The sequence below is a fragment of the Algoriphagus sp. NBT04N3 genome (assembly GCF_019443765.1).
In the GTDB taxonomy this organism is placed as follows: Bacteria; Bacteroidota; Bacteroidia; order Cytophagales; family Cyclobacteriaceae; genus Algoriphagus; species Algoriphagus ornithinivorans.
In genome coordinates this window covers 2,595,662-2,618,518 of record NZ_CP048415.1, presented here as the reverse complement: position 1 = coordinate 2,618,518, position 22,857 = coordinate 2,595,662, and the positions used below count along the sequence as shown (strand labels likewise).

Genomic DNA, 22,857 nt, shown 5'->3' with positions numbered 1-22,857 from the left:
GAGTCGATAGGCTCCCTTTTTTTCTTTAGGAATCAAAAAAGCTGAATCTGTCCAGGCTTGGAAAATTGCTGAATGCCTTCCAATCTGAGAAGTTTCTTTTTGGCTTCCAATCCTCCTGCATAACCTACCAAACTTCCATCCGAACCTATAATTCTATGACAAGGTACAATGATGGATATTGCATTAGCTCCATTGGCTGAGGCAACAGCCCGAATGGCATCCGGATTTTGGAGTTGTTGGGATAAGGCTAAATAGCTTTTGGTTTCTCCAAAAGGAATTTGAATCAAGGCATTCCAAACCGATTTTTGAAAATCAGACCCGACAAAATGCAAGGGCAATTCGAAAGTTTTTCTCTCGGAGTTGAAGTATTCATTTAACTGGACTACTGCTTTTTCCAAAATAGGATGATTCCCTTCCTGATATGTTACATTTAATCCACTTTGAATTCGCTGATCAATAGCCTGACGCATTTTTCTGTATTTCCAGTCACAAAGGCAAAGTTGATCCTCGAAAACTCCCAAGAGAAGCTCTCCCACAGGAGATTGATAGGTTTGAGTAATTATTGTTTTCATCTTAAGGTCTTCTATATGCTTGGCGAGCCAAAATTTTCCATCCCCCTTCTTCCTTTACCCAAACCAGCATCACTCCTAAATTGAGTTTCCTAAGTTCTCCATCAACCCAGATGGATCCATTGACCAAGTGTCTAACAATACCCAAATCTTCTGAGGCATAGCTGATTTCCTGTTCACTGATGTCCCAAGTTTCATAATCGTTGATTTTCTCTTCGAATATTTTCAGAAATGCCTTTTGACTCTCAATTACCCCACCGCTATGTCCATAGCTCAGTTGTGTGGAGGTGAGAGCTCGGAGCTTTTCCACGTTTTCTGAGAGAAGTGCCTGCGTCAGCTCAGTCATTTTCCCTTCCAATTCGGTTTTGGATTGAGCGAATAATGGTGCATTACAGCAATATAGAAAAGCGAAAATCAGCAGGCATTTTTTCATAAGGAATAAGTTTTTTGGTATTTTGATAATTCTCAATTTTAGCAGAATATAATGTAAGGGTTCATTTTGCTTATTTTGAATCATGATACTATTCCCAAATCAATTAAAATTTTTCAATACAGGAACTAATATGTTCAAAAACATAAGAGTCAAAAATCTTAATAAGGGAATTTACTAGGGTCACCCTGAGCGCCTGCCTGACGTCAGGCAGGGAGTCGAAGGGTCCTCGACTCAGTTCGGACTGACCTAAACTTCATATCAACAATTAATTTCAATTGGGATGACATCTCCCAAGATAATAAACTCCCAATCTTAAGAGATAAAGGTTTTTTACTCAACGACAGCTTCTGCCTCAATTTCTACCAGATATTCATCTCCAATTAAATCCGCTTTGACCATAGTATTGGTAGGTTGGATCTCTGCAAAGCGTTCTCCGTGAGCTCTGGCCACCGCTTCCCAGTCTGAAATATTTCTGATGAAAATTCTGGTTCTGATCACATCTTCCAATTTTCCTCCCAAAGCCTGAATAGCCCCTTCCAATTTGTCAATGATAAAATGTGTTTGGGTGGCAGGATCTGAGCCTCCCATGGCAAACGATCCATGAGTAGCCGTGGTACCTGAAACAGAGATTCGATTTCCCTTTCTCACAGCTCTGCTAAAGCCTGCAACATCCTCCCATATCGTTCCGCTCAGAGCTTTGGTTCTTCCATCGTTTCCTTTCACAGTAGGATAGGGGGCAGGAAAAGACTCTACATGATGGCTTAAGTCTCCCGAAGCAGTCAAAAAAGGAGGTTTTCTATACTCGTCCCCACAATCTCCAGGGATTGGATCAAAGGTATTCAAGACCTCCTTGATTTTTTCTTTGTCCTGATCTTCGATTTGAAGTTTAAAAAGCTTTTGATTGTCCTCAATATGAGCACTTTTTCCAAGTCTGGCTCCGATGATGACTCCTCCTGCCGCCGGCTGGTCCATCATATATCTGCTGGCCACGTTGGCGATGCCTACTTCCTGTTTCTTTGCAACTTGGTCTAAGATCTGAAGTAAATCCTGGAGTTTATTCCAGCCACCAATCTGATCTACAAATCGCTTGTACTTCATCTGTGACCAAGTCAGGTTTTCGTTTAACAAAGGCTCTTCTTTTCCCAGCCATTTTTCTGAAAGAAATCCACCTCCAAGGGTTCCAAAGGCCAATAATTTGATTCCATGCTGCAAGCAAAGTTCTGTCATCTTCCCTGCAGCTCTTTGATCCAAAAGAGAATAACAAACTTGGTTTGATACCACTTTGATGCCTGAATTGACCACAATATTTAGATGTGCGGTGTCAAAATTGGTCAATCCCAAATGCTTGATCAGTCCTTCTTCTTTCAGCTCCTGCAACCAAAAAAGACAATCCACCCATGAAGGATGCGAATATTGCCAGGCGTGAAATTGCATCAGATCTATTTGCTCGGAATGCATTCTTGTTAAAGCTCTTTCCACTGCTTCCCTTACCTGATCTTTGCTTATGTTTCCGGGAGAGGGTACCCACTTGGTGAAGAATTGGACATTTTCTTTTCTGTAGGTTTGAATGTAAGTGCCGGTGATTTCTTCGGCCGAACCGTAATGATCTGCCATGTCAAAAGTGGTAAAACCAGCATCTGCATAGGACTTCATAGCTTTTGCAGCTTCATAGGGATTCACCTTGTTTCCATCTCTTTCCAGATCGGCGATTTGCCATAATCCAGTCAAAACAGGACATATATTCAACCCGGGAGCCAGTTCTATAGTGTGATTTTCTTTGCTCATAATTTTTAAAGGACTTAATCAGGTAATTCTGAAAATCGTTTTGCTACATCTACTCCTGACTTTTTCAGTTGTGTCCATTGGTAGGAGAATAACAGAGATGCGATTAGCAAAACCAAAAGGTAGACCCACGTACTATGGAAGTACCAATCACTTACCTGAGCATTTAGATCTTTTGAAATATGGATAATGAGGAATGTTGCCAAAAACAGCATGCCTAAAATGGCCAATATTCTTTGAACCTTTCGGTTTTTGATGGTTTTGATTTCTCCAGCCAAAGTAGGATTTCGAAAGGGCAAGAAAAACAGGGAAAAACTCATCAGTAAGAAATTGATCAGCATGGAAGTTACCATAATGTCTATTCCCAAAAAGAAATCCCCCGCAAAATGACTTCCCAATACTCCAATACTTGCCATAATTCCGCTGAGAATTAAGGCAGCATAAGGCGTTTGATATTGTGAGTGGATCAGTGAAAGTTTATTGGGGAATATACCGTCCTCTGCCCAGGAAAAAACCAGTCTGGAAACGGATAAAATCATAGCTGGTAAATCATTCAATAAGGCTATGGCAGCTCCGGCGAGAATCAGAATGCCCACAGTTGGGTTGAGTACATAACTCAGAACACCTGCTGCAGAAATATCTTTTTGCAGGGCTTCTTCAGCTACAAACTGCCAAGGCACCGTATGGTAGACTGCATAAGTAAATGCGATGTAGAAAATTCCTACGCCCAATATGGCCAATGCAATGGCTTTAGGAAGATTTTTGGAAGGGTTTTTTGCCTCCCCTCCGGCTTGGGCTATGGAATCAAAGCCGATGAAGCTTGAAAATAAAAGAGCAGCAGCAGTTAAAAATGTACCCCAACTGAATTCCGCATCGATCAGAGAAATGCTTCTTTTTTCTTTTTCTGAAAGTGCTTGCAGAAAATCCTGATGCTCAAAACTCAAACCTGAGAAAATAACAACAGCACCCAAGGCAAACATTAAAATCATCAATGGGATGAGAGTTCTCTCATAAAACTTAAGTCCTCGGATATTGATCAAGGTGAAAAACCAAATCAGAAAAAGTGCTAAACCGACTCTTACAAGTCCGATTTCCAGAAAACCTGCAAATGAAGTCCATTTCAAAGCCAATGCCACATCCCGAAAAAAGGGGATGACTACATAAGCAATGACCCCGATTACGATAGATAGCCCAAACCATTGGGAAAAACTGGCGATAAATCCCAAATAGGGGTGTAAAGACCTGCTGGCATACAAATAGGAACCACCTGCTCTAGGCATGGCAGTACTGAGTATGGCATAGGCAAAAGCAGCCAAAAGGGCTGGAATGGCAGCAAATAAGAATGCCGGAATTACGTAAGGCCCGATCCCAGGTACATTCCTTTGAATCATAAAGGGTACTACATAAATAGATGCTCCTATCATGGAGCAAATTCCTGTAGCTGCCAAGCCTAACAAACCCAGCTGTCTTTTGAGGTGATTTTCCATAGGTGAATTGATTCCGAAAATAGGAGAAGAATCAAGGAATCAAAAATGGAATGGTTTAAAAGGTAGGTCTAAGATAGAAGATGGGAGACCGAAGACAGAGGACCGAAGTTGGGAGACGGAAAACCGAAGACGGGAGAAGGAAGACCGAATGACCTTGCCTGTTGCTCAAAAATTACATTGAAGTTCAACCCTAGCAAACACCGGACATCTAACACCGGACACTTGACACTAAACTAAGTCAACCCTAATCAAGTCAGAGCTTTTAAATGCTTGTTTTTCCAATCCTTTGCTTCTTAACCAATCCAAAAAGGTCTGCACAGAATCCAAATCCATTTTTCCCCAAGAATCATCATCGCCCAAATGAGGAGCTGAATAGTTGAGGCATTTCATCAGATCTATATCGGCCTCATTTTCAGTCAAGTGATTTTTTAGAATTGTAATGGCTTCCTGAGGTTTTTCTTTGGACCAGAGAAACCCCTTTTTGCTGGCTTGAAGAAATTTAGCATAGAGATCAGGTTCCAAGTCGATTTTCTCCCTGCTTCCCGAAATGACAGGAGAATAGGAGTAGGGGATATCGTGATCACTCATTTTGAAATAATTAAACTCATACTTCATTTTCTCTGCCACTACACCTTCCCAATTCATAAAAATCCAGGTTGAGTCTGCATTTCCTTCAATCAGCCTGTCCCAAATGCCTAGCTTTTCAGGATAGCTTATTTTCAAATCTCCTTTTCCACCATCATTCTTGACCATTTCTTTGACAATAGCATCTTCATACTTTGCCTCATAGGAAGCGTAAACTTTTCCATCCAAATCCTTGGGGGAATTTATATGGCTGTCTTTTCGAACAGCAATAGCACTCAGGTCCTCCTGAAAAATGGCAGCTATTCCTAAAAGAGGAAAGCTATTTTCCTTGGTTCTATAGCTGATCAAGCTTTCCGTAGGACAAAGAGCCAGATCAGCTTTACCTAATTCTACCTTTTTGGCAGGAGTGAGCGCATAATTGTCTTCAGAAGGACTGATCAAATTCACATCCAGATCATATTCCTTAAAAAAGCCTTGATTTTGAGCTACAAAAAAGCCGATATGATTGATGTTTGGAGTCCAGTCGAGTGCAAGGTTGATTTTCATCATATTGAAAATTCTTTTAGGTTTTGGTAATAAAAAAAGATCCACAATAAAGTGAACCTAAAACTAAAAGCACTGCCTTTCAAAAAGGTTTGAAAAAACCCAAAGAAATGGAGAGAAGAAGAGGATTTTTATTAAATGAGTATGTTATTAGCCCTAAACTGAATTTACATTTCCAAGCGAGGAAATAGACACTAATCCAAGTGAGGGACTTATACTTTTTCATGAAAACAACTTTGTTTTAAAAATCGCTTTCATACCCTGCCTTGTTTTTCTGGAATTGCCGAAATTTTTATCTTCCATACTTACGGCATGGTAGAAATAACCTGTGAATTTTTACTACCTAGCTTAGATCCCTTCGGGATTATTTGGAACTAGTAATCTCCAATGATTTACCGAAAGTCGCGAAGCGACGATCGATTTTATAGCCAGAGATTTTAATCACTGGAAATCTTAGGTTGATAATAATAAATTGTAAGAGTCCCATAGGGCCGGCCGATTTTGAACGTGGTTTAATGGTGCCTCATTTTCCTTACAATTGAGCTGTCACTAGAGTATATCTCTTGCTAAACTTAATTTCTATTTCCAAAATAAAGATTGCCTCCTATCTTGTCGAAAGCATATCTTATTTAATATCTTCTATTCAAATATTTTGCTGAAGGCGTATTTCTTTTTATTTCAACTGTATTTCTTTTAAACTCCATTTATTGAATAGAAATCTGAGTTCCAAGACTGGTATTCGAACTTCCACCTACATAAATGTCAAAAGCTCCTGGCTCTACGATGTAATTCCCCTGATTGTCATAAAAACCCAAATGACGTTCATCCAATTCAAATGTGATGGTTCGAGTCTGGCCTGCTTCAATCAGTGTTTTTTCAAATGCCTTCAGTTCCTTGTTGGGTCTGGTCACCGATGCCACGATATCATGAATATAAAGCTGAATCACCTCTTCACCAGGTCGCTCACTTTCATTTTTTACATCTACCGAAACAGTCACTTTTCTTCCTTCATTGGAAACTTTCAGGCCGGAATAGGTAAAATTACTATAGCTCAAACCATGTCCGAAAGGATATAGGGGATCATTGCTGATATCAGAATAATGGGACCAGAATACTACATCACCTCCCGGAGGAGTTGGTCTTCCTGTGCTTTTTTGGTTGTAATAAATGGGCAACTGTCCCACAGATCTTGGGAATGACATAGGTAGCTTACCGGAAGGATTATAGTCTCCAAAAAGCACTTGTGCAATCGCATTGCCACTTTGACTTCCCAAATGCCAAACCTGAAGAATAGCTGGGATATTTGCATCAGCCCAACTCAAATCCAGCGGACGACCACTCATGTTGACCAATACTGATTTTGGGTTAACCTTTTGGATTTCCTCCATCAACTCTTGTTGCAGTCCCGGCAAACCAATATCAGACCGACTTCTTGCTTCCCCTGATTGAAAACCATTTTCTCCCAAAATCAAAAGCACTACATCCGCATTGGCAGCCACTCTTTTTGCTTCCGCAAAGCCACTTCTGTCATCGGTATTAATTTTTACTTCCGTGATAAAAGCCGTAGGGCCAAGGATCAAATCAGCTCCTTTCGCATATTGATAGCTGTTTCCCGGATAGTTTTGCAAGCCTTCTAAAACCGAAACAGCAGAATTGCTAATTGCTTCTGCTCTCCAGTTGCCAATCGGACTATCCTTGTCATCAGCCAGATCACCAATCACAGCGATTCGCATTCCCTCTTTCTTCAATGGAAGAATCTGCCCTTCATTTTTTAGCAGAACAATAGATTTTTTGGCCATTTCCAATACTCCCTGAATATGCTCTTCACTTCCAATGATCTCCTTCTCTCTTTCATCATTGCAATACTTGTAGGGATCATCAAATAAGCCTAATTCGTATTTGATTCTCAGAATTCTGCGAACAGCGTCATCTATCAGCTTTTCATCAACTTCTCCCGATTCGACCAACTTCTTTAATTCATTCAGATAGATATAAGACTCCATGTCCATATCCGAACCCGCAGTTACAGCATAGGAGGCGGCGGCAGCACTATCGATCGCAAATCCATGAGGAATCATCTCAGCGATGGAACCCCAATCTGAAACCACAAAGCCATCAAATCCCCATTTTTCCTTGAGTATTTCTCTTTGTAAAAAAGCATTGCCAGTGGCAGGTATTCCATTCAAATCATTGAAGGCATTCATAAATGTTCTTGCCCCAGCATCCAAAGCAGCTTTGAAAGGAGGTAAAATGATATTGTACAAAGTGGAGGTGCCTACATCCACCGAATTGTAATCTCTACCGCTTTCTGAAAAACCATATCCCGCAAAATGCTTCACGCAGGCAGCCAAGGTCAAAGGGTCCGAAAGATCTTCTCCCTGATAGCCTTTCACTCGGGCTATGGCGATCTGTCCGCCCAAATAAGGATCTTCTCCAGCACCTTCCATTACTCTTCCCCAACGTGCATCCCTGCCAATATCTACCATGGGAGCAAAAGTCCAGTTGATCCCAGCAGCGGCAGCCTCTCTGGCACCTATTTCGGAGGATCTACGGATGGCTTCCATATCCCAACTTGAAGCCTCTGCCAAAGGAATGGGACTCATGGTCTGAAATCCATGAATCATATCATAGCCTATAATCAGAGGTATGCCCAAACGACTTTCTTCTACTGCAATTTTTTGTACTTTTCTTACTTCTTCCACGCCAGTCACATTGAGCATGGAGCCTACCAAACCCTTTCTAAGATTTTCATACTTCATAGCCGCAGCCCCTTCTTGGGGAGTGGGTCCGGTTATTTCCCAGAAACCATTGTACTGGTTCATTTGACCTATTTTCTCCTCCAAAGTCATAATGGACAGCAAACTGTCAATTTTCTCTTCATAAGGGCTTTCCGAAGAGCTGGAACTTGAGTTGCTGCCTGAGTTGCAAGCAAAAATCAAAGCAAGTAAAAGGAAGAAGGGTATATTTTTCATAGCTAGCTTGGGTTCAGAATAATATTGGGGTAAACATTAATTACTTCTCATCCTAAAATTCATCAGAAGCCAAATTCTCTTTGATAAGTGGGCTTAAAGACCGAAGACAGAAGGCCGAAGCTTGCATTAATTGTACTTCAAGCCGTTTTCTAAGCCTTTTAAAATGGTCACGGGTGAAAAATGGATATGCTTAAAATTAGAAGTTTATTTTGAAAATAAGATGGAATAGCCTCTAAACCAAGAGGAATAAACTACATCAAAAATTCATCAGGAGATTTCGAAAGGCTCAATATGAATCAAAACATGACCTAACTCAGGTATTTCTCTTTTTAAAGTATCCTGAAGCTGATGGGCGATATCATGTCCTTCCCTTACTGTTAGATTTCCGTCCACATTGGCATGCAGGTCCACATGATATTTCATGCCGGCTTTTCGGATGTAGCACTTCTCGGTTCCATTGACTCCCTGCACTTGGGAAGCAATTCTTCGGATTGCTTCTGTTAATTCTTCATGATTATCCTCATCCATGACCTCGCCCAAAGCAGGTCGGAAGATATTGTAGCAGTTGTACAATATAAAGGCTACCGCAATCAGGGCTGCATAGTCATCCGCGACTTCAAATCCTTCCCCTCCAAAAATCGCAATCAAGATTCCTATAAAAGCAGCCACGGAAGTAATCGCATCACTTCTATGATGCCAGGCTTCGGCTTTGAGGGAACTGCTTTTGAGTTTTTTGCTCCTGTTATTCACCAACTGAAAGGATATTTCCTTCCAAAGGATAATGGCCCCCAGTACCCATAAAGTCCAGGATTTGGGACTGGGGTGGGGGGTGAGGATATTTTGAACAGCTTGGTAGGCGATGGTGGCGGCAGAAACAATTAGAAAACCAACCACCAAAAAAGTGATAAGAGGCTCTGCTTTTCCATGCCCATAAGGATGATTATCATCAGCGGGTCTTGCGGCATATCGAATTCCTATCAGGACCAGGATACTGGCAAATACATCCACGACAGATTCAATAGCATCGGCGATAAGGGCAAAAGAATTCCCGAAGAAGCCTGAGAAAAACTTGATTACTGCCAGCGCAGCATTGCCAAGCATACTAAAAATCACTGTTCGTATTGCCAGATTTTGTCGAGCCATGGGGCGAAGGTAGTGATTAATAGAATTATTGTGGGGAGAGTAATCGTGTAATTGGGAGGAGGGAGCTAGTTATTGGTTATTGAGTTATTAGGCGAGAGAGCCAATTTTTGTTCAGAGTTCAGTGTTCATAGTTGTTACCCGCTTGAATGGATTGTTATAGCAATGGAGAAAACTCAGCCGCACTTACTTCGATATTCGACATTCGGCGTTCGAAATTAGTAGGGATGAGTAATCGTGGGAAGGGAGTGATTGGTTATTGAGTTATTAGGAATGAGTAATCGAGTAATTGAGTAATTGTGCAATTGAAAGAGTGATTGTTCAGCATTCAGGCTCGCTAAAATGTCTTATCTAAAGGAAGGGAGTTAACTTGCCCGCCGTCAATCCTAATACGTCAATCGTAACTTTCTATAGTCGGTTTAATTTCAAAAACTTAGCTTATAAACTGGGTGTAAATAATTTTTTAGGAATTCTTCACTCCGCTATTTGAACTAATCTTGATTTTTACTTTCTTGTAAGAAGTTTTTCGTCCACAGAAAATTGGTTTTTTAAGTTGATGTATCCCAGAGCCATTCTCAATCCCATTTATCAGATTACATTCGTTTGCTGTCGTATAATAGCTCTTGAAATTCTTAAAGGGCAGTTTTTTGGAGTTCCCGAAGGTTTCGGAGATAATGGATATAGACGCCATGGAGAGGGGAAGTTAGGTATATATAGATGTTGTGTGCAACCATAAAACACGGAAAGTAAAATCATAGAATTATGGAAAAGCAATGTTTAGAAGCACTACGAAAAAAAAGACGTGAACTTGATTACTCACAGGAATATGTAGCCGGAAAATTGGGAATTACCCAAAAAGCCTACTCGGACATAGAAAATGGAAAAACGACTTTAAAAGATGGAATTCGTTTGAAGTTGTCAAAAATTCTTGACCTAAACCCCGATGATTTGTGCCCTATATCAAATTCTTGTAGCCACATATACAAAGCAAAAAACGAGGAGTTTATTAAGTTGTTAAAGAAAAACAAAATCGAAATCCCCAAGCATCTATTATAATACTAGTAATTTTAGGTATGAATTAGAAGCTTGACTACTTGTGTTTTATGATTTCTACAAATAATTTCGAATTAACAAAAACATATGCAAAAACAACTTTTTTATATTTTATCACTTCTATTTTTCCCTATGGTTTCATTTTCTCAAATAATAATTACCGGCCAAGTTGTTGATGCAGACGGCAGCCCAATAGAATTAGCGACAATTGCAGTATTCTCATCTGAAAATGAATTTATCAAAGGAGATTTGACCGATGAAACAGGCAGTTTTGTCATTGAAGTAAACAAAGGACATTATACAATTCAGATAACATACTTACAAAGTATCCTTTACCAAAAAGAAGACGACTTTCTCGAACATACAAACTTTGGTATAATCGAAGTTGAAAGCTCTATTCAGTTAGACGGGGTAGAGATCACAGCAAGCAATCGACCAGTAATAGAAAAGGAATTAGGAAAATACACCATTCAAAATCCCTCCACATCTCCTTTTGCAAAAAACAAATCAACTTTGGAGTTTTTGAGGTTTGTCCCTATTCTAAACCTTGACAACCAAAACAGCATCAGTATTCTGAATAAGGGCACAGCCACCATTTATCTTAACGGCAGAAAAGTTGAGGACAACTCAATGGCATTAAGCATATTGAAGTCCCTTCCCTCTGAGAATATAAAAATAATCGAAATCATTACGACCCCTGATAGCCGTTTTGATGGTTCCACAAGAAACGGTATTATAAATATCATTACGAAAAAAGAAGACGAAGGCCTCAGAGGGGCGGTCAATTCTACAATCTCGCAATCATATTTTAACTCTCAAAACCTGAATGGATTTCTGTCTTATTCCAAAGGTAAAATATCTACCACCACAACACTCTCATTAGACAATTCAAAAATCTTTGCGAGTTCCGATTACAGCTACAATAACCTTACTGATGATATTCAAACACAAATTAAAACCAACTCGGTTTCAAGATATAGAAACATTAATGGTAACCTAAACCTAAACTACGAAATAAGTAAAAATCAAAACATTGGCATCCAATTTTTTACAAAACTGAATGATATTTCCAACAAGCACCAAATCACCAATATATTTAAGCCTTTTAATGCGATACAATTGGATTCTGTTTACAATTCTGAAATTAGCAGCCAATCCCCCGATTACTTAACAACATATAAAGGCAACATAAACTATAATATTAAAATAGACAGCCTCGGCAGTAATATAGATATTGAGCTAAACAGATACCAGAACAACAACAATATCTATACACAAAATATTTTTACCCAAATTACAAACGATAACTCCCTTGAAATTACCCGTTTTTTGCAAAACCCCGACATCATAACATTAATTGGAAACTATAAAGCAGACTACACAAGGTTTCTTGATGAAGACAACATACTTAGTATTGGGGCATTTTTTACCAGAAGTAAAATAAACAATGATTTTTTCTTTGGCGATTTTGACGGAGCTAATTACGTTTCCGACCCACAGCAGACCAATAAATTTGAATACAAAGATGATATTTTAGCCGGGTATTTCAATATTGAAAAGGTTTTCAACGAAAAATGGGAAGGACAATTGGGCTTGCGTGTTGAAAACTTCAAAGCACAAGGTAAAACTGAGACCGACTCAGAACAGCTAAAAATTGATAACACATACCTATTTCCGTCATTTTCACTATTATTCCTTCTCAACGACAGCAACGAGTTTTCACTTGACTTTGGTTCCTATATACTAAGGCCGGGGTATTCCCATTTAAACCCATTTATTCATATCACCTCACCAAATTCTTTTAAAATTAACAACCCAAGCTTGAAACCCATATTGACCTATGAACTTAACTTTAACTATTCGTTCCAGGAAAATTATATGCTCGATGTTGGATATGAGATAAACAAAGACCTTTTCAATGAATTCGATATTGTCTTGCCCGGCAATGAGATTATGACTACCACAGCTAACTACGGAAACTCCAATGCAATCTTTTTTAATTTTATCTACTCCAACAGATTTTTCAAAAATAACTGGGATCTTTCAGCCATTTTAGACTATTCCTATGAAAAGGCAAAGGGCAGTTTTCAAGGAGTTGATATGGGTTTTTTGAACAGTCGATATTCATTTAAAATAAAAAACCAAATCAATTTAAGCAAGGAAAAGGATTTCTCACTTGGAATGAATTACGGCTATTCCAGCCGGTCAAGATTTGTTGGAGGTGAATTCAATGGCTTACATTCCCTTGAAGTTATCATCAGTAAAAATTTCAAGAATTTCAATATTTCCATTGGTGGTTACGACCTCGTAAGAGCTGATTTAAGGATTTCTGAATACAAACAGAATTATAATTTCAGCAAACTAATAAAATACTACAAAACAGCATTCATAACTTTTAACTACCAGTTTGGAAATAGGAAAGTAAAAAAAATACATGAGAAGGATGATAAAGAAACAAATAGAAGGTTGCTATAAGCAAGGCTTAGTCAGAACGCCTAAAAGTAAAGTTTTTGGCAAACCATATCAAAAATTTAAATTTTATGGATACTAAAAGTAAGTTTACAAATTTCGTTGCAAAGTTAGAGCAAAAAATGCTTGATAGCAACCAAGAATCAATGGTTCTCCTTGGCATTCAAGGAGAAGAAATAGGAGGTTCAAATGGCTCATGTACAAATGGGGTTGCGGCCTGTAGTGGATCCATCAACAATAGAAAATGTACCAATAGCAATGATACTGGTTGTACCGGATCGATAAACAGTAGGACTTGTAATATACAATAAGACTAATTCAATTTGAAGGCTTCCCTTTTTTTGGACAATTCTAAAATAGACAAAATCGGTTTTTGATGTTGACTATTACTACTATTAAGGGTGTTAATTGTGGGTAACTTCAGAGAAGTTATCCACTGTTAACGCCCATTGCTTTGCAAACTCCACTGGGGAGCAATTATTTAGGCTTCCATGGGGTCGATGATGGTTATAATCCTCTAACCATTCCCGTGTAACATCTCTTACCTCTTCGAGTGAAATAAATGAATAGTAGTTCAATACTTCGGTCCTGTAGGTTTTGTTGAATCTCTCTACAAATGCGTTTTGCATGGGTTTCCCTGGTTGGATAAATAATAGCTTTACTTGGTTTGTTTCTGCCCAAGTCCTGAGTGGTTCTGCGATGAATTCCCGACCATTGTCCACTCTGATCTGACTGGGCAAGCCTCTCCATTCTTTCAGTTCTTCCAATACCCTGACCACACGGAGTGAGGGCAGGCTGGCACTTATCTCAATATGAAGGGCTTCTCGGTTGAAGTCATCCAAAATATTGAGCGTTCTAAATCGCTGACCTGAGAGCAGACTGTCAGACATGAAATCCATCGACCAGCTGGAATTGACCAGTTCCGGCTGAACAAGGGGTTCCTTGACTCTTGCAGGGACTCTTCGCTTTCCTTTTCTGCGCATGCTCAGTTGGAGTAGTTTATAGATCCTATATACCCGTTTGTGATTCCAGATGATTCCTTCTTTACGCATTCGCTTGTATAATAGCCAAAAGCCATATTGCCCAAAGCGATCTGCATATTCTCGTACTGTATCCACTACTTTCAAATCATTCTTGACTGACTTGTAATAAAATGTGGACCGAGAATACTCAATCAGGCCGCAGGCCCTGCTGATACCCACCGGATAGCTTTCCAAAATATAATCTACCCGCTCTTTTCTATCAGCAGGGCTCAGAACTTTTTTCCTAGAACATCTTTGAGAATCTTGTTGTCCAGGGCCAGCTCCGCATACATCTGCTTGAGTTTCCGGTTTTCCTCCTCCAGCTCTTTGAGCCTTTTGAGCTCCTGAACTTCCATGCCTCCATATTTCTTTTTCCAAGTGTAAAAAGTACCTCGGTGGATCCCCAATTCCCGGCAAAGTTCATTGACATCCCTGCCGGACTCATGTTCTTTCACTGCCTTGATGATCTGGCTTTCAGTAAATCTTGACTTTTTCATACAGTTTAAAGTTAGTGACTTTGTCGTCTTTTAAACTGTCCTATTTTTGGGGAAGCTTATATAGAAAAGACGGCTTTTGGAGGACCACGCTTTGGCAGTCGCTGAATACTTACCATGCTTTCCTTCTGACAGCAGGGGCAGTATCGCGGGTTGTGGCTTTCCAGAATCCGGGGCTCCTTTTCTGGAATCGGAATTCCAAGTTCCCGGTGAATGAGGGCAATACTGATCTGCTTGGCTGAGCTTCCCAAGATCCCAAAGTGCCGAATCCGAACCAGTCCTTTGGGCAGAATATGCATGGAAAACCTTCTGATAAACTCCAGATTTTCCAGGCTCATCTCCAGTTTCTGAGCTCCTTGGCGGTAGTCTTTGTAGCTGAACCTAGTCTGTGTTGGACCAATATCCAGAATCCGGTGATTGGAGATCGCTACTTTGTGGGTATACCTGCCCAGGTATTCCAACACCGCTTTGGGATGACCAAAGGGCCGTTTGGCGTATACTACCCACTCTTTTTGAAAGAGTTGATTGATCAGTTCCTTTTCCGGTTGGATTCTTGACTTGAGTGCTTTCACATACTTGGCCCGGAACACCTTGCTCATGGCCTTGACCGGAAACAGGTACTTGCCTTTGCTTTTTGCAGTCTTCCACTTTTGGTATTTTGTCAATCCACCTCCCGGTACAATACAATGCAGATGGGGGTGAAGTGACATCGTCTGTCCCTGACTTTGCCGGCCTTTAGGTTTGCAAAGGAGAATTATTTGGGAAAATAAGAGCTAATATCTTTCCGATTATTAAGTGACTCAAATATTGAATAAATTAAAAAAGAATGGGGTGAACTTTCTTGCCGTCTAGGATAGTGACCTAGTGCCTGTATCAGTCCCCATTCTTAATTGAGTTGCCAGTAACCAGTTAGAATTTTAGGCTTTAGGCCTGTTAAAGGTTTTAGTTTCCGCAACTCTCATTTGTTAAACTTCAATGTCTAAATTATGAAATTCAAATCAATTATTGGAGTCGATGTAAGTAAATCTACACTTGATGCCTATCTGAAGATCAACCAATGCCACGCAGTCTTTGAAAATAATGAGAAAGGTTACCAGGAGCTGGTGGAATGGGTAATGGAAAACTCTGGGTTAATACTCGCAGAAGAACTGCTTTTCGGATTTGAATCCACTGGGATTTATTCTTCAGAACTTGCTTTGTTTCTTGAAAAGCACTCCCTACCATTTTATATCATCTCAGGACTTGAATTAAAGCGATCCTTGGGAATAAGAAGAGGTAAGTCAGACAAGGCAGACTCTAAAGACATAGCTGAATATCTTTATGAAAAGCAGGAGAAGATTATCCCCACTGTTCTTCCCAAAAAGGTCATCCAGGATCTCAAAAAGCTGTTTAATTACAGAGAGCGACTTGTAAAAGACAGAGCAGCTTACATCACCCGTATCAAAGAATATGAAGCTGTAGTTTCAGAAAACAAATTAAAAGTCTATCAAAAATCCAATACCGAAGTAATCGCTTGTTTAGATAAACAGATCCAAACCGTGGAGAAAGAAATAGACAAACTTTTACGCAAAGATGAACTGTTAATGAACCAATATAAGCTGATTAACTCTATCAAGGGCATAGGCCCACAGACAGCTGTTGCACTTATCGTCCTAACAGAAGGGTTTACCCTATTCGATAGCTGGAGAAAGTTTGCCAGTTATGCAGGAACAGCTCCGTTCCCAAACCAGTCCGGTACTTTTAGAGGAAAGACGAAAACGAGCAAGTTAGCGAACAAGAGAATTAAAACACTGTTGACTTTATGTGCAGGAACTGCCATCCAATACAGCACTGAAATGAAGACCTATTACAAGAGAAGAATCGATGAAGGTAAAAGCAAGATGAGCACCCTTAACATCATCCGAAACAAACTTCTCGCAAGGGCTTTTGCCGTTGTCAATCGAAATTCCAGCTATGTAGACATATTAAAATATGCCGCATGAAAAAAAAACTGAAAATCTTCTTGTTTAAACCTTAGAATACAGGCAGGCCCAGGTATGGAGAATGGCAATCATTCCCGGTTTTGCGCCCAGATGCTTTGGGTCTTTTGCAAAGCATGCTATAGTTCGCCAAGACGCTTCAAACAGGCAGTCATAGACTGCCTTAGGCTGGTACATTGCCAGTTGATTCAGCGTGTCGGGGAGCGTGAACACGACATGGAAATAGGGCACAGGAAGCAGTTCGGCTTCCCGCTTTGATATCCAATCCTCTCTGTTCTTGCCCTGGCACTTCGGACAATGGCGGTTCCTACAACTGTTATAGCTGATCCGTGTATTCCCGCAGTCGGTGCAGGCATCCACATGACCTCCCAAGTCAGCGGTTCGGCAACGCTTGATCGCAGACAGCGTTCTCAACTGCCAGCGGTTGAGCTGCGGGTGGCTTTCCACTTCCGGCCAGTGAAGTCTGAGGACATGGGCCACTTCAAAGCCTGCTTTCACTTTCTGGACAGGTAGAGTCTGTCCAGGGGACTGAAGGCACGGCTCTTCTCGGTCTGGGCCACGTGCAGATAAATCATGGTGGTATCGATGCATTCGTGTCCCAGCAAATCTTTAATGGTCAGAATATCCAGTCCTTCCTCCAGCAGGTGGGTGGCATAGGTATGCCGGAGCGTGTGAACGTTCATCGGCTTTTGGATCCCTGCTTTCTTTTTGGCTTCATTCACAGCCCACTGCACACCCCGCTGGGAATACCGGGAGTCGAAGTCGCCGCCGGCCCTGCCTTTGATCTCCTGATCTTTGCTGTTGAACACCCATTCGTTGGGCTGTTCGGCTTCCAGATAGGCTTTCAGTCCACGGATCAGCATGTCAGCCAGCGGGACGTAGCGGTCTTTCCTGCCTTTGCCATCCTTCACGTGAAGGACTTTCCGGTCAAAATCCAAGTCGGCGATCTTCAGATTCCGAACTTCAAAGCAGCGAAGACCACAGCCATACAGCAGGCCAATCAGCACACGGTGTTTGAGCAGTTTGGGAGCTTTAAGAAGTCTACGGACCTCTTCCTGACTGAGAACGACCGGAAGCTTCTTACTCCTCCTGATGGTAGGAAGTTCGATCCGCTTGTCCTTCATCCCCTCGATCCGATAGGCGAAACGAAGGGCGTAGACGGTGAACTTAAAGTAGGAATCCGAGGGAGTGTTGTGTCCACGCTTGACCAGATGCAGGTAATCATTGATCCGGTCGGGATCAACCTCAGTGGGTAATTCATGGAAATGAAGAGCAAGTTTGGCCAAGTGACGGCCATAGTTCGTTACGGTGCTTTGACTTTTGCCAGCCACTGTAACTTTTTGCTCAAACTTGGCTAATAGTTCAGCAAATCCAGCTATCTTGGAACAGGCAGCCTGGAGGATGGTTTCCTTTTTTTTTCATGATTAATAAGAGTTAATGAATGATCTAAAAAGTTACCGCTTCTTGGCTGTTCTTGAAACTACCGAAGGTTTAGTGCAATCGAGTAGACGGCCGTGAGCCATAGGCCCACGGTGCGCCTCTCACACCACCGTACGTACGGGTCTCGTATACGGCGGTTCATTGAATCTCAGGCTTTGATTTAGAGTAATAGTCCAGCATACTTAGATAACCTTTTCTTCTCAGTCTAGAGAGCGTAATTGTTGTTCCGAGTATGGGACTTTGGGCCACAGCCCATCCTCCTTTTCTGGTCCTGCTCCATGCGTAAGCATGGTCATGATCCACTCCAAGTCTGATTAGGTTTTTACGTTTTCGCTCGGGTTTCTTCCAGTCGTGCCAAATACAATATCTGAGTCGGTTCCTCAGCCACTCGTCGAGTTGTTTGAGCTTGGCCTGAATACTGGCCAGTCGGTAATTGTTTACCCATCCCATCCATACCTCATTGAGTTTTTGAAGCCTTTCCTCAAAACTGTATGGCAGGGTTTTCTTGGTGATCCATTTGAGCTTACGTTTCAGGTTTACCCAGCTTTGCTTCTTCACTATCAGTTGGTATTTGCCCTTTTCCCCTTTTTTTGTAGGTTGGCACGAAGCCATGACCTAGCAGCTCAAAGTCAGAGGGTCTTCGGATTCCGCTTTTCTCCTTGTTGATAGGCAAATCCAGTTTGTTCTTCAGAAACAGATAGACTTCATTGCCTACTTTTTGGGCGGATGCTTTGGACTTAGTATAGATACTGAAGTCATCGGCATAGCGCACGAATTTCAACCCTTTACTTTTGAGGTACTTGTCCAGTTCGTCCAATAATATATTGGACAGCAATGGACTCAGGGGACTTCCCTGTGGCATACCCTTTCGGCGTTTGTGCAGTTTTCCATTGATCTGGATTGGTGCTCTCAGCCATTTTCGGATCAGCCACAAAGTTGTGGGACATTTTACCCTATTGTAGATTAACTGAAGCAGTTTGTAGTGTTGTACCTCATCAAAGAAACCTTTCAGGTCAATGTCCACAATGTCCTGATAGCCATCATTGATGTTTTTCAGGGCTTGTGTTACTGCTCCGTGAAGGTTCTTTCCGGGTCGAAAACCGTGGCTCTCCTCTTCGAAAGTTAATTCGAATCGGGTGGCTAATTGCTGGCTAACTGCCTGTTGAAGCCATCTATCCACTACGCATGGGACTCCGAGTAATCTGGTTTTTCCGTTACTCTTTGGGATTTCAACCCCTCTGATAGCTTTAGGTACGTACCTCCTTTTCAGGATGTCGGTTAATACAGCTGTCCTGCCTTGGTCGATAAACGACTTCAATTCGGTCACCTGCATACCGTCCACTCCCGATGAGCCTTTATTACCCACTACTTGACGGTAGGCTTTATAAAGGTTTTTGGATTGAAGTACTCTTTCTATCATTACTTTGTTCTCCTTGTCCGCTTAAGAATAGGCTATCTCGCATGTGCGGGATTCCTATCCGAATTAGGACGCGATTCAATGTTCAGTCCTTCGTTATTCAGTGAGACCTCTGCAGTATTTACAGCTCGTTTCCGATAACTACTATGACCTCGGCTGACTTCTCTTGGACATTCCAGACGTCCAGAGACCTCCCTCGGTAAGATGAATATCCTTGTGTCTATCGCTGCTCTATCTACTATTTTGGCTTATCTCTGTTTCCAGAGCTTAGGACTTCGGCATGATGTGCTACCTCATCCAGCCTCATAGCCTCAGTATAGAGTTCCTTTTCGTCAGTACAGACACCGCAGTCTGGCTTACTTCAGTGCATACCTCACGGTAAACCACCTTGCCACTTGCTTGGCTTCGGGTAACGACTCCCGCGCTTAAGGGACTTTCACCCGTTGGAACGACCATCTTTTTGGTCTATATTCACCATTCAAGGCACACACATCGGCTATAGCAAATGCGGGCTGACTGCTTAAATATAAATTTATTACAACTAAATAAAATTCGGTCTGGCGGACAAAGATTCGGTTTCAAAATCCCGCACTTGCCATAGCCAGAGCCGTTGTGAGCAATTTAAAATGAAGACACTTCAGTGGAACATATATTCAAGCTACAATCTGCTAGTATTAGTATTCATCCTATGGGTCTTGCTTTACTTGAACACGTATATAAATCCAATCTTTATCCCGAGTGACTTTAGATGGGAGAATGGTCGACTACGCGAAGACATGACTTATTTCATGCTTGCACAATTTGTCATTTTGACTCTAGAGATTGCTTTTATCTCGCTACTCGGATTTTGGATTAACAGAAGTGTCTTTAAGAGAATGAATATGAATGAACCAAAAAAGTATGCCAAGTGGACTAGCATTGTACTATTCCTAGTCTTGACAATTTTCTCGGCATACTCACTTCTCAAGTTTTATTCGAGATTATGAAAAAGAAAAATCTGCTCAACAAGGTGTATAGTGCATACCCTTCGGGATAAGCATCAAACAAAAAACGTTATTAAAGCATTTTAAAATCTGATTATTATGAATTTTTTAGCATTAGATGTAGAAACTGCAAATGCAGATTATTCAAGTATCTGTCAAATAGGAATTGCAGAATTTGAAAATGGAAAAGTGATTAATAAATGGAGTACTTTGATAAATCCAGAATCATATTTTGATCCATTTAATATTTCCATTCATGGCATAGACGAAATTGATGTAAAAAACTCCCCGACTTTTGATAAAATCTATGAAGAAATAAAAAGTCGACTCGAAGAAAAAATCACTGTTCATCATATGCCATTTGATAGAGTAGCATTAACTAGGGTTTGTGAAGAATACCAACTGCCATCAATAAAAACAAAGTGGCTTGATTCAGCCAAAATAACAAGAAGAACTTGGGAGCAATTTGCAAATAAAGGGTACGGGCTTAAAAACATTGCTAACTATCTAAATATTAAATTTGAACACCATGACGCACTTCAAGATGCAATTGCTGCAGGTCTAATTGTTGTGAATGCTTGTTTAGTTAAAGAAATGTCGATTGATGATTGGTTTAAAAGAATTGGTAACCCAATCAACCAAAGGACTTCAAAATTTGATTATACAAGTTCTATCAAGCAAGATGGAAATCCTGAAGGCTCTCTTTTTGGACAAAACTTGGTGTTTACGGGTTCTTTATCATTACCAAGAAAAGAAGCTGCAATAATTGCAGCAAGAGTTGGGTGCAATGTTTTTGACTCAGTAACTCAAAAGACCACTATGTTAGTTGTTGGAACTCAAGATTCAACCAAATTAGCTGGTTATGAGAAAAGTTCGAAACATAGGAAAGCAGAGGAACTAATTGAAAAAGGAAATCAAATAAAAATTTTGACAGAAAAGGATTTTGTTGAAATGTGTAACGATGAAGATAAAGGCCTAGATTTTGAATCTCCAATTGAAGAGAATATCAATAAAGTATCAAAGACAATTAAATCTAAAAATCAATCTTTGGCAATAGAGATAAATCTTAATGAAATACTTGCAAATGCTTTTAATAGGCTGTCTAATGAACAAAAAAAAATCTTAGCAGAGGAAAGCAAAAAGAACAAAGATTTTTTAGATAGTATTCCGGATTTTATTCAAGACCAGAAAAGAGAGTTTGCGAAGAATTTTCAAATACAATTGTAAGCTTCCCTAAAAGTCGGCCATTTGAAAGTTGAATTGAAATTATCAACTTTAAATGGTTATTATGAAAAAATCGAGATTCACAGAAACGCAGATCGTCAAAGCGATCAAAGCTCATGAGGCCGGCAGAAAAGTAGAAGAAATCTGTCGTGAAATGGAAGTTACACCTGCCACTTTTTATAAATGGAAGCAGCGTTATGGCGGAATGGAAGCCAGTGAGGTCAAAAAGCTGAAAGAACTTCAGGAAGAGAATTCCCGCCTAAAGCGGATGTTTGCCGATCTGAGTCTGGTGCATGAGGCTCTCAAGGATGCGGTGGCAAAAAAGCTCTGACGCCTGACGAAAAAGGCATGCTGGTTCAGTTCATGGTCGAAGAACATGGAGTGAGCCAACGTCAGGCGTGTAAAACGCTTAGTGTGCCACGAAGTACTTTCCAGTATCACCCCAAACCAAAAAACGATATGCCCGTGATCCAGGCGCTGGAAGAACTGGTAGCCAAACACCCTGCCATTGGCTTTTGGCAGTCCCATTACCGGCTTCGCAGAAAAGGCCATCTATGGAACCATAAAAAGGTCTACCGGATCTATTCTGCCATGGGACTGAACATCAGACGCAGACACAAGAAGCGGCTACCGGCAAGGATCAAACAGGCCCTATACAGGCCGGAATCGATCAACCAAGTCTGGTCTATCGACTTCATGAGCGATAGCCTTTGGAGCGGCAGGCACTTTCGGGTTCTTAACATTCTGGATGACTATAACCGGGAAATGCTGGCTATGGAAGTGGATTTTTCACTTCCGGCACAACGGGTAATCCGAGTGTTGGAGTTTGTTGAGCTGGTCCGGGGCCTCCCCAAAATGATCCGCGTGGACAATGGACCGGAGTTTATCTCCCGTCTGTTGGATCACTGGTGTAGGGAGAAGAACATTGAGCTGGTCTTTATCCAGCCGGGCAAGCCGATGCAAAACGGCTATGTGGAACGCTGTAACGGATCGGTCAGAAAAGAACTGCTTAGCTCCAATGTATTTAATTCTCTGGATGAGGTCAGGGAAAAAGCGATGGAATGGATGGAAGATTATAACCGGGAAAGGCCCCATGAGGCACTTGGATATCGGACTCCCGTTGACTTATTGAAAGAACTAAAATGAACATATCTTTTACTTTTCAAACCGTAAAGCAGCGCAAAAGTGAATGCGGAAAGCGGCTCAAGACCGGTTGGCCCAAGCCAACCGCTCGCCTTGGTCTTGAACCACTTGGAGTATTCACT

18 protein-coding genes and 1 pseudogene are annotated in these 22,857 nt (G+C 41.0%); 6 read left to right on the top strand and 13 right to left on the bottom strand.

Going from position 1 to position 22,857, the window contains the following annotated elements:
• Window positions 1-32: 32 nt before the first annotated feature.
• The 7 genes from GYM62_RS11340 to GYM62_RS11310 all read right to left on the bottom strand — a co-directional run bounded on the left by GYM62_RS11340 (window position 33) and on the right by GYM62_RS11310 (window position 9,514).
• Entirely contained in the window at window positions 33-572 is a 540-nt protein-coding gene (locus tag GYM62_RS11340) for a methylated-DNA--[protein]-cysteine S-methyltransferase (protein ID WP_255590356.1), read from the bottom strand.
• A gap of 1 nt (window position 573) precedes the next feature.
• Window positions 574-1,002, bottom strand: a complete 429-nt coding sequence (locus GYM62_RS11335) for a nuclear transport factor 2 family protein (RefSeq protein ID WP_219956478.1) — start codon at window positions 1,000-1,002, stop codon at window positions 574-576.
• A 330-nt stretch (window positions 1,003-1,332) separates the two neighbouring features.
• Entirely contained in the window at window positions 1,333-2,787 is a 1,455-nt protein-coding gene (locus tag GYM62_RS11330; protein WP_219956477.1) for an aldo/keto reductase, read from the bottom strand.
• Window positions 2,788-2,801: 14 nt separating this feature from the next.
• The gene (locus GYM62_RS11325; RefSeq protein WP_219956476.1) at window positions 2,802-4,271 is read right to left on the bottom strand and encodes an APC family permease; all 1,470 of its coding nucleotides are present in this window, start codon (window positions 4,269-4,271) and stop codon (window positions 2,802-2,804) included.
• 228 nt (window positions 4,272-4,499) lie between these two features.
• On the bottom strand, window positions 4,500-5,405 hold the full coding sequence (locus tag GYM62_RS11320; protein ID WP_219956475.1) for an ABC transporter substrate-binding protein: 906 nt from the start codon (window positions 5,403-5,405) through the stop codon (window positions 4,500-4,502).
• A gap of 698 nt (window positions 5,406-6,103) precedes the next feature.
• Window positions 6,104-8,371 (bottom strand): beta-glucosidase BglX, encoded by a 2,268-nt coding sequence (bglX, locus tag GYM62_RS11315; RefSeq protein ID WP_219956474.1) that lies wholly within the window; start codon window positions 8,369-8,371, stop codon window positions 6,104-6,106.
• 267 nt (window positions 8,372-8,638) lie between these two features.
• Window positions 8,639-9,514 carry a cation diffusion facilitator family transporter gene (locus GYM62_RS11310; protein WP_219956473.1) on the bottom strand — a complete coding sequence of 292 codons (876 nt, stop codon included), beginning with the start codon at window positions 9,512-9,514 and terminating at the stop codon, window positions 8,639-8,641.
• Window positions 9,515-10,273: 759 nt separating this feature from the next.
• Between GYM62_RS11310 and GYM62_RS11305 the strand changes: the two genes are divergently transcribed.
• The 3 genes from GYM62_RS11305 to GYM62_RS11295 all read left to right on the top strand — a co-directional run bounded on the left by GYM62_RS11305 (window position 10,274) and on the right by GYM62_RS11295 (window position 13,344).
• The gene (locus tag GYM62_RS11305; protein ID WP_219956472.1) at window positions 10,274-10,567 is read left to right on the top strand and encodes a helix-turn-helix transcriptional regulator; all 294 of its coding nucleotides are present in this window, start codon (window positions 10,274-10,276) and stop codon (window positions 10,565-10,567) included.
• Window positions 10,568-10,696: 129 nt separating this feature from the next.
• Window positions 10,697-13,039 (top strand): outer membrane beta-barrel family protein, encoded by a 2,343-nt coding sequence (locus GYM62_RS11300; protein WP_219956471.1) that lies wholly within the window; start codon window positions 10,697-10,699, stop codon window positions 13,037-13,039.
• Between the two features lie 65 nt (window positions 13,040-13,104).
• Window positions 13,105-13,344, top strand: coding sequence for a hypothetical protein (locus GYM62_RS11295; RefSeq protein ID WP_219956470.1), 240 nt, complete (start codon window positions 13,105-13,107; stop codon window positions 13,342-13,344).
• 93 nt (window positions 13,345-13,437) lie between these two features.
• Here GYM62_RS11295 and GYM62_RS11290 read toward each other — a convergent pair.
• Both GYM62_RS11290 and GYM62_RS11285 read right to left on the bottom strand, forming a co-directional pair.
• Window positions 13,438-14,552, bottom strand: a protein-coding gene (locus GYM62_RS11290) for an IS3 family transposase (protein WP_219956469.1) whose coding sequence is annotated in 2 segments (ribosomal slippage) — window positions 13,438-14,300 and window positions 14,300-14,552 — 1,116 coding nt in all. Because the reading frame shifts where the segments join, the coding sequence is not laid out codon by codon here.
• A gap of 56 nt (window positions 14,553-14,608) precedes the next feature.
• Window positions 14,609-15,259, bottom strand: a complete 651-nt coding sequence (locus GYM62_RS11285; RefSeq protein WP_219956468.1) for a transposase — start codon at window positions 15,257-15,259, stop codon at window positions 14,609-14,611.
• A 276-nt stretch (window positions 15,260-15,535) separates the two neighbouring features.
• Here GYM62_RS11285 and GYM62_RS11280 point away from each other — a divergent pair, with 276 nt between their 5' ends.
• Window positions 15,536-16,531 (top strand): IS110 family transposase, encoded by a 996-nt coding sequence (locus GYM62_RS11280; protein ID WP_219956467.1) that lies wholly within the window; start codon window positions 15,536-15,538, stop codon window positions 16,529-16,531.
• A 48-nt stretch (window positions 16,532-16,579) separates the two neighbouring features.
• Here GYM62_RS11280 and GYM62_RS11275 read toward each other — a convergent pair.
• The 4 genes and pseudogenes from GYM62_RS11275 to ltrA all read right to left on the bottom strand — a co-directional run.
• Window positions 16,580-17,026, bottom strand: a pseudogene (locus GYM62_RS11275) (transposase zinc-binding domain-containing protein); the annotation flags it as partial.
• Window positions 17,023-17,814, bottom strand: coding sequence for a tyrosine-type recombinase/integrase (locus GYM62_RS11270; protein WP_255590355.1), 792 nt, complete (start codon window positions 17,812-17,814; stop codon window positions 17,023-17,025). The pseudogene GYM62_RS11275 and the gene GYM62_RS11270, both read right to left, overlap by 4 nt.
• 292 nt (window positions 17,815-18,106) lie before the next feature.
• Window positions 18,107-18,526, bottom strand: a complete 420-nt coding sequence (locus tag GYM62_RS21045; protein ID WP_255590354.1) for a group II intron maturase-specific domain-containing protein — start codon at window positions 18,524-18,526, stop codon at window positions 18,107-18,109.
• Window positions 18,492-19,388, bottom strand: a complete 897-nt coding sequence (gene ltrA / locus GYM62_RS11265; protein WP_255590353.1) for a group II intron reverse transcriptase/maturase — start codon at window positions 19,386-19,388, stop codon at window positions 18,492-18,494. The genes GYM62_RS21045 and ltrA overlap by 35 nt, the downstream gene beginning before the upstream one ends.
• A 1,079-nt stretch (window positions 19,389-20,467) precedes the next feature.
• On the opposite strand from ltrA, the gene GYM62_RS11260 reads away from it, so the two are divergent.
• Together GYM62_RS11260 and GYM62_RS11255 are read left to right on the top strand one after the other, a co-directional pair.
• On the top strand, window positions 20,468-21,595 hold the full coding sequence (locus tag GYM62_RS11260; RefSeq protein ID WP_219956465.1) for an exonuclease domain-containing protein: 1,128 nt from the start codon (window positions 20,468-20,470) through the stop codon (window positions 21,593-21,595).
• 61 nt (window positions 21,596-21,656) lie between these two features.
• Window positions 21,657-22,738, top strand: a protein-coding gene (locus tag GYM62_RS11255) for an IS3 family transposase (RefSeq protein WP_219956464.1) whose coding sequence is annotated in 2 segments (ribosomal slippage) — window positions 21,657-21,909 and window positions 21,909-22,738 — 1,083 coding nt in all. Because the reading frame shifts where the segments join, the coding sequence is not laid out codon by codon here.
• Window positions 22,739-22,857: the final 119 nt, after the last annotated feature.

Excerpts from the sequence above, each read along its gene's own strand:
- GYM62_RS11340 (WP_255590356.1), bottom strand. The coding sequence starts at position 572 with ATGAAAACAATAATTACTCAAACCTATCAATCTCCTGTGGGAGAGCTT.
- GYM62_RS11335 (WP_219956478.1), bottom strand. The coding sequence starts at position 1,002 with ATGAAAAAATGCCTGCTGATTTTCGCTTTTCTATATTGCTGTAATGCA.
- GYM62_RS11330 (WP_219956477.1), bottom strand. The coding sequence starts at position 2,787 with ATGAGCAAAGAAAATCACACTATAGAACTGGCTCCCGGGTTGAATATA.
- GYM62_RS11325 (WP_219956476.1), bottom strand. The coding sequence starts at position 4,271 with ATGGAAAATCACCTCAAAAGACAGCTGGGTTTGTTAGGCTTGGCAGCT.
- GYM62_RS11320 (WP_219956475.1), bottom strand. The coding sequence starts at position 5,405 with ATGATGAAAATCAACCTTGCACTCGACTGGACTCCAAACATCAATCAT.
- bglX (WP_219956474.1), bottom strand. The coding sequence starts at position 8,371 with ATGAAAAATATACCCTTCTTCCTTTTACTTGCTTTGATTTTTGCTTGC.
- GYM62_RS11310 (WP_219956473.1), bottom strand. The coding sequence starts at position 9,514 with ATGGCTCGACAAAATCTGGCAATACGAACAGTGATTTTTAGTATGCTT.
- GYM62_RS11305 (WP_219956472.1), top strand. The coding sequence starts at position 10,274 with ATGGAAAAGCAATGTTTAGAAGCACTACGAAAAAAAAGACGTGAACTT.
- GYM62_RS11300 (WP_219956471.1), top strand. The coding sequence starts at position 10,697 with ATGGTTTCATTTTCTCAAATAATAATTACCGGCCAAGTTGTTGATGCA.
- GYM62_RS11295 (WP_219956470.1), top strand. The coding sequence starts at position 13,105 with ATGGATACTAAAAGTAAGTTTACAAATTTCGTTGCAAAGTTAGAGCAA.
- GYM62_RS11285 (WP_219956468.1), bottom strand. The coding sequence starts at position 15,259 with ATGTCACTTCACCCCCATCTGCATTGTATTGTACCGGGAGGTGGATTG.
- GYM62_RS11280 (WP_219956467.1), top strand. The coding sequence starts at position 15,536 with ATGAAATTCAAATCAATTATTGGAGTCGATGTAAGTAAATCTACACTT.
- ltrA (WP_255590353.1), bottom strand. The coding sequence starts at position 19,388 with ATGATAGAAAGAGTACTTCAATCCAAAAACCTTTATAAAGCCTACCGT.
- GYM62_RS11260 (WP_219956465.1), top strand. The coding sequence starts at position 20,468 with ATGAATTTTTTAGCATTAGATGTAGAAACTGCAAATGCAGATTATTCA.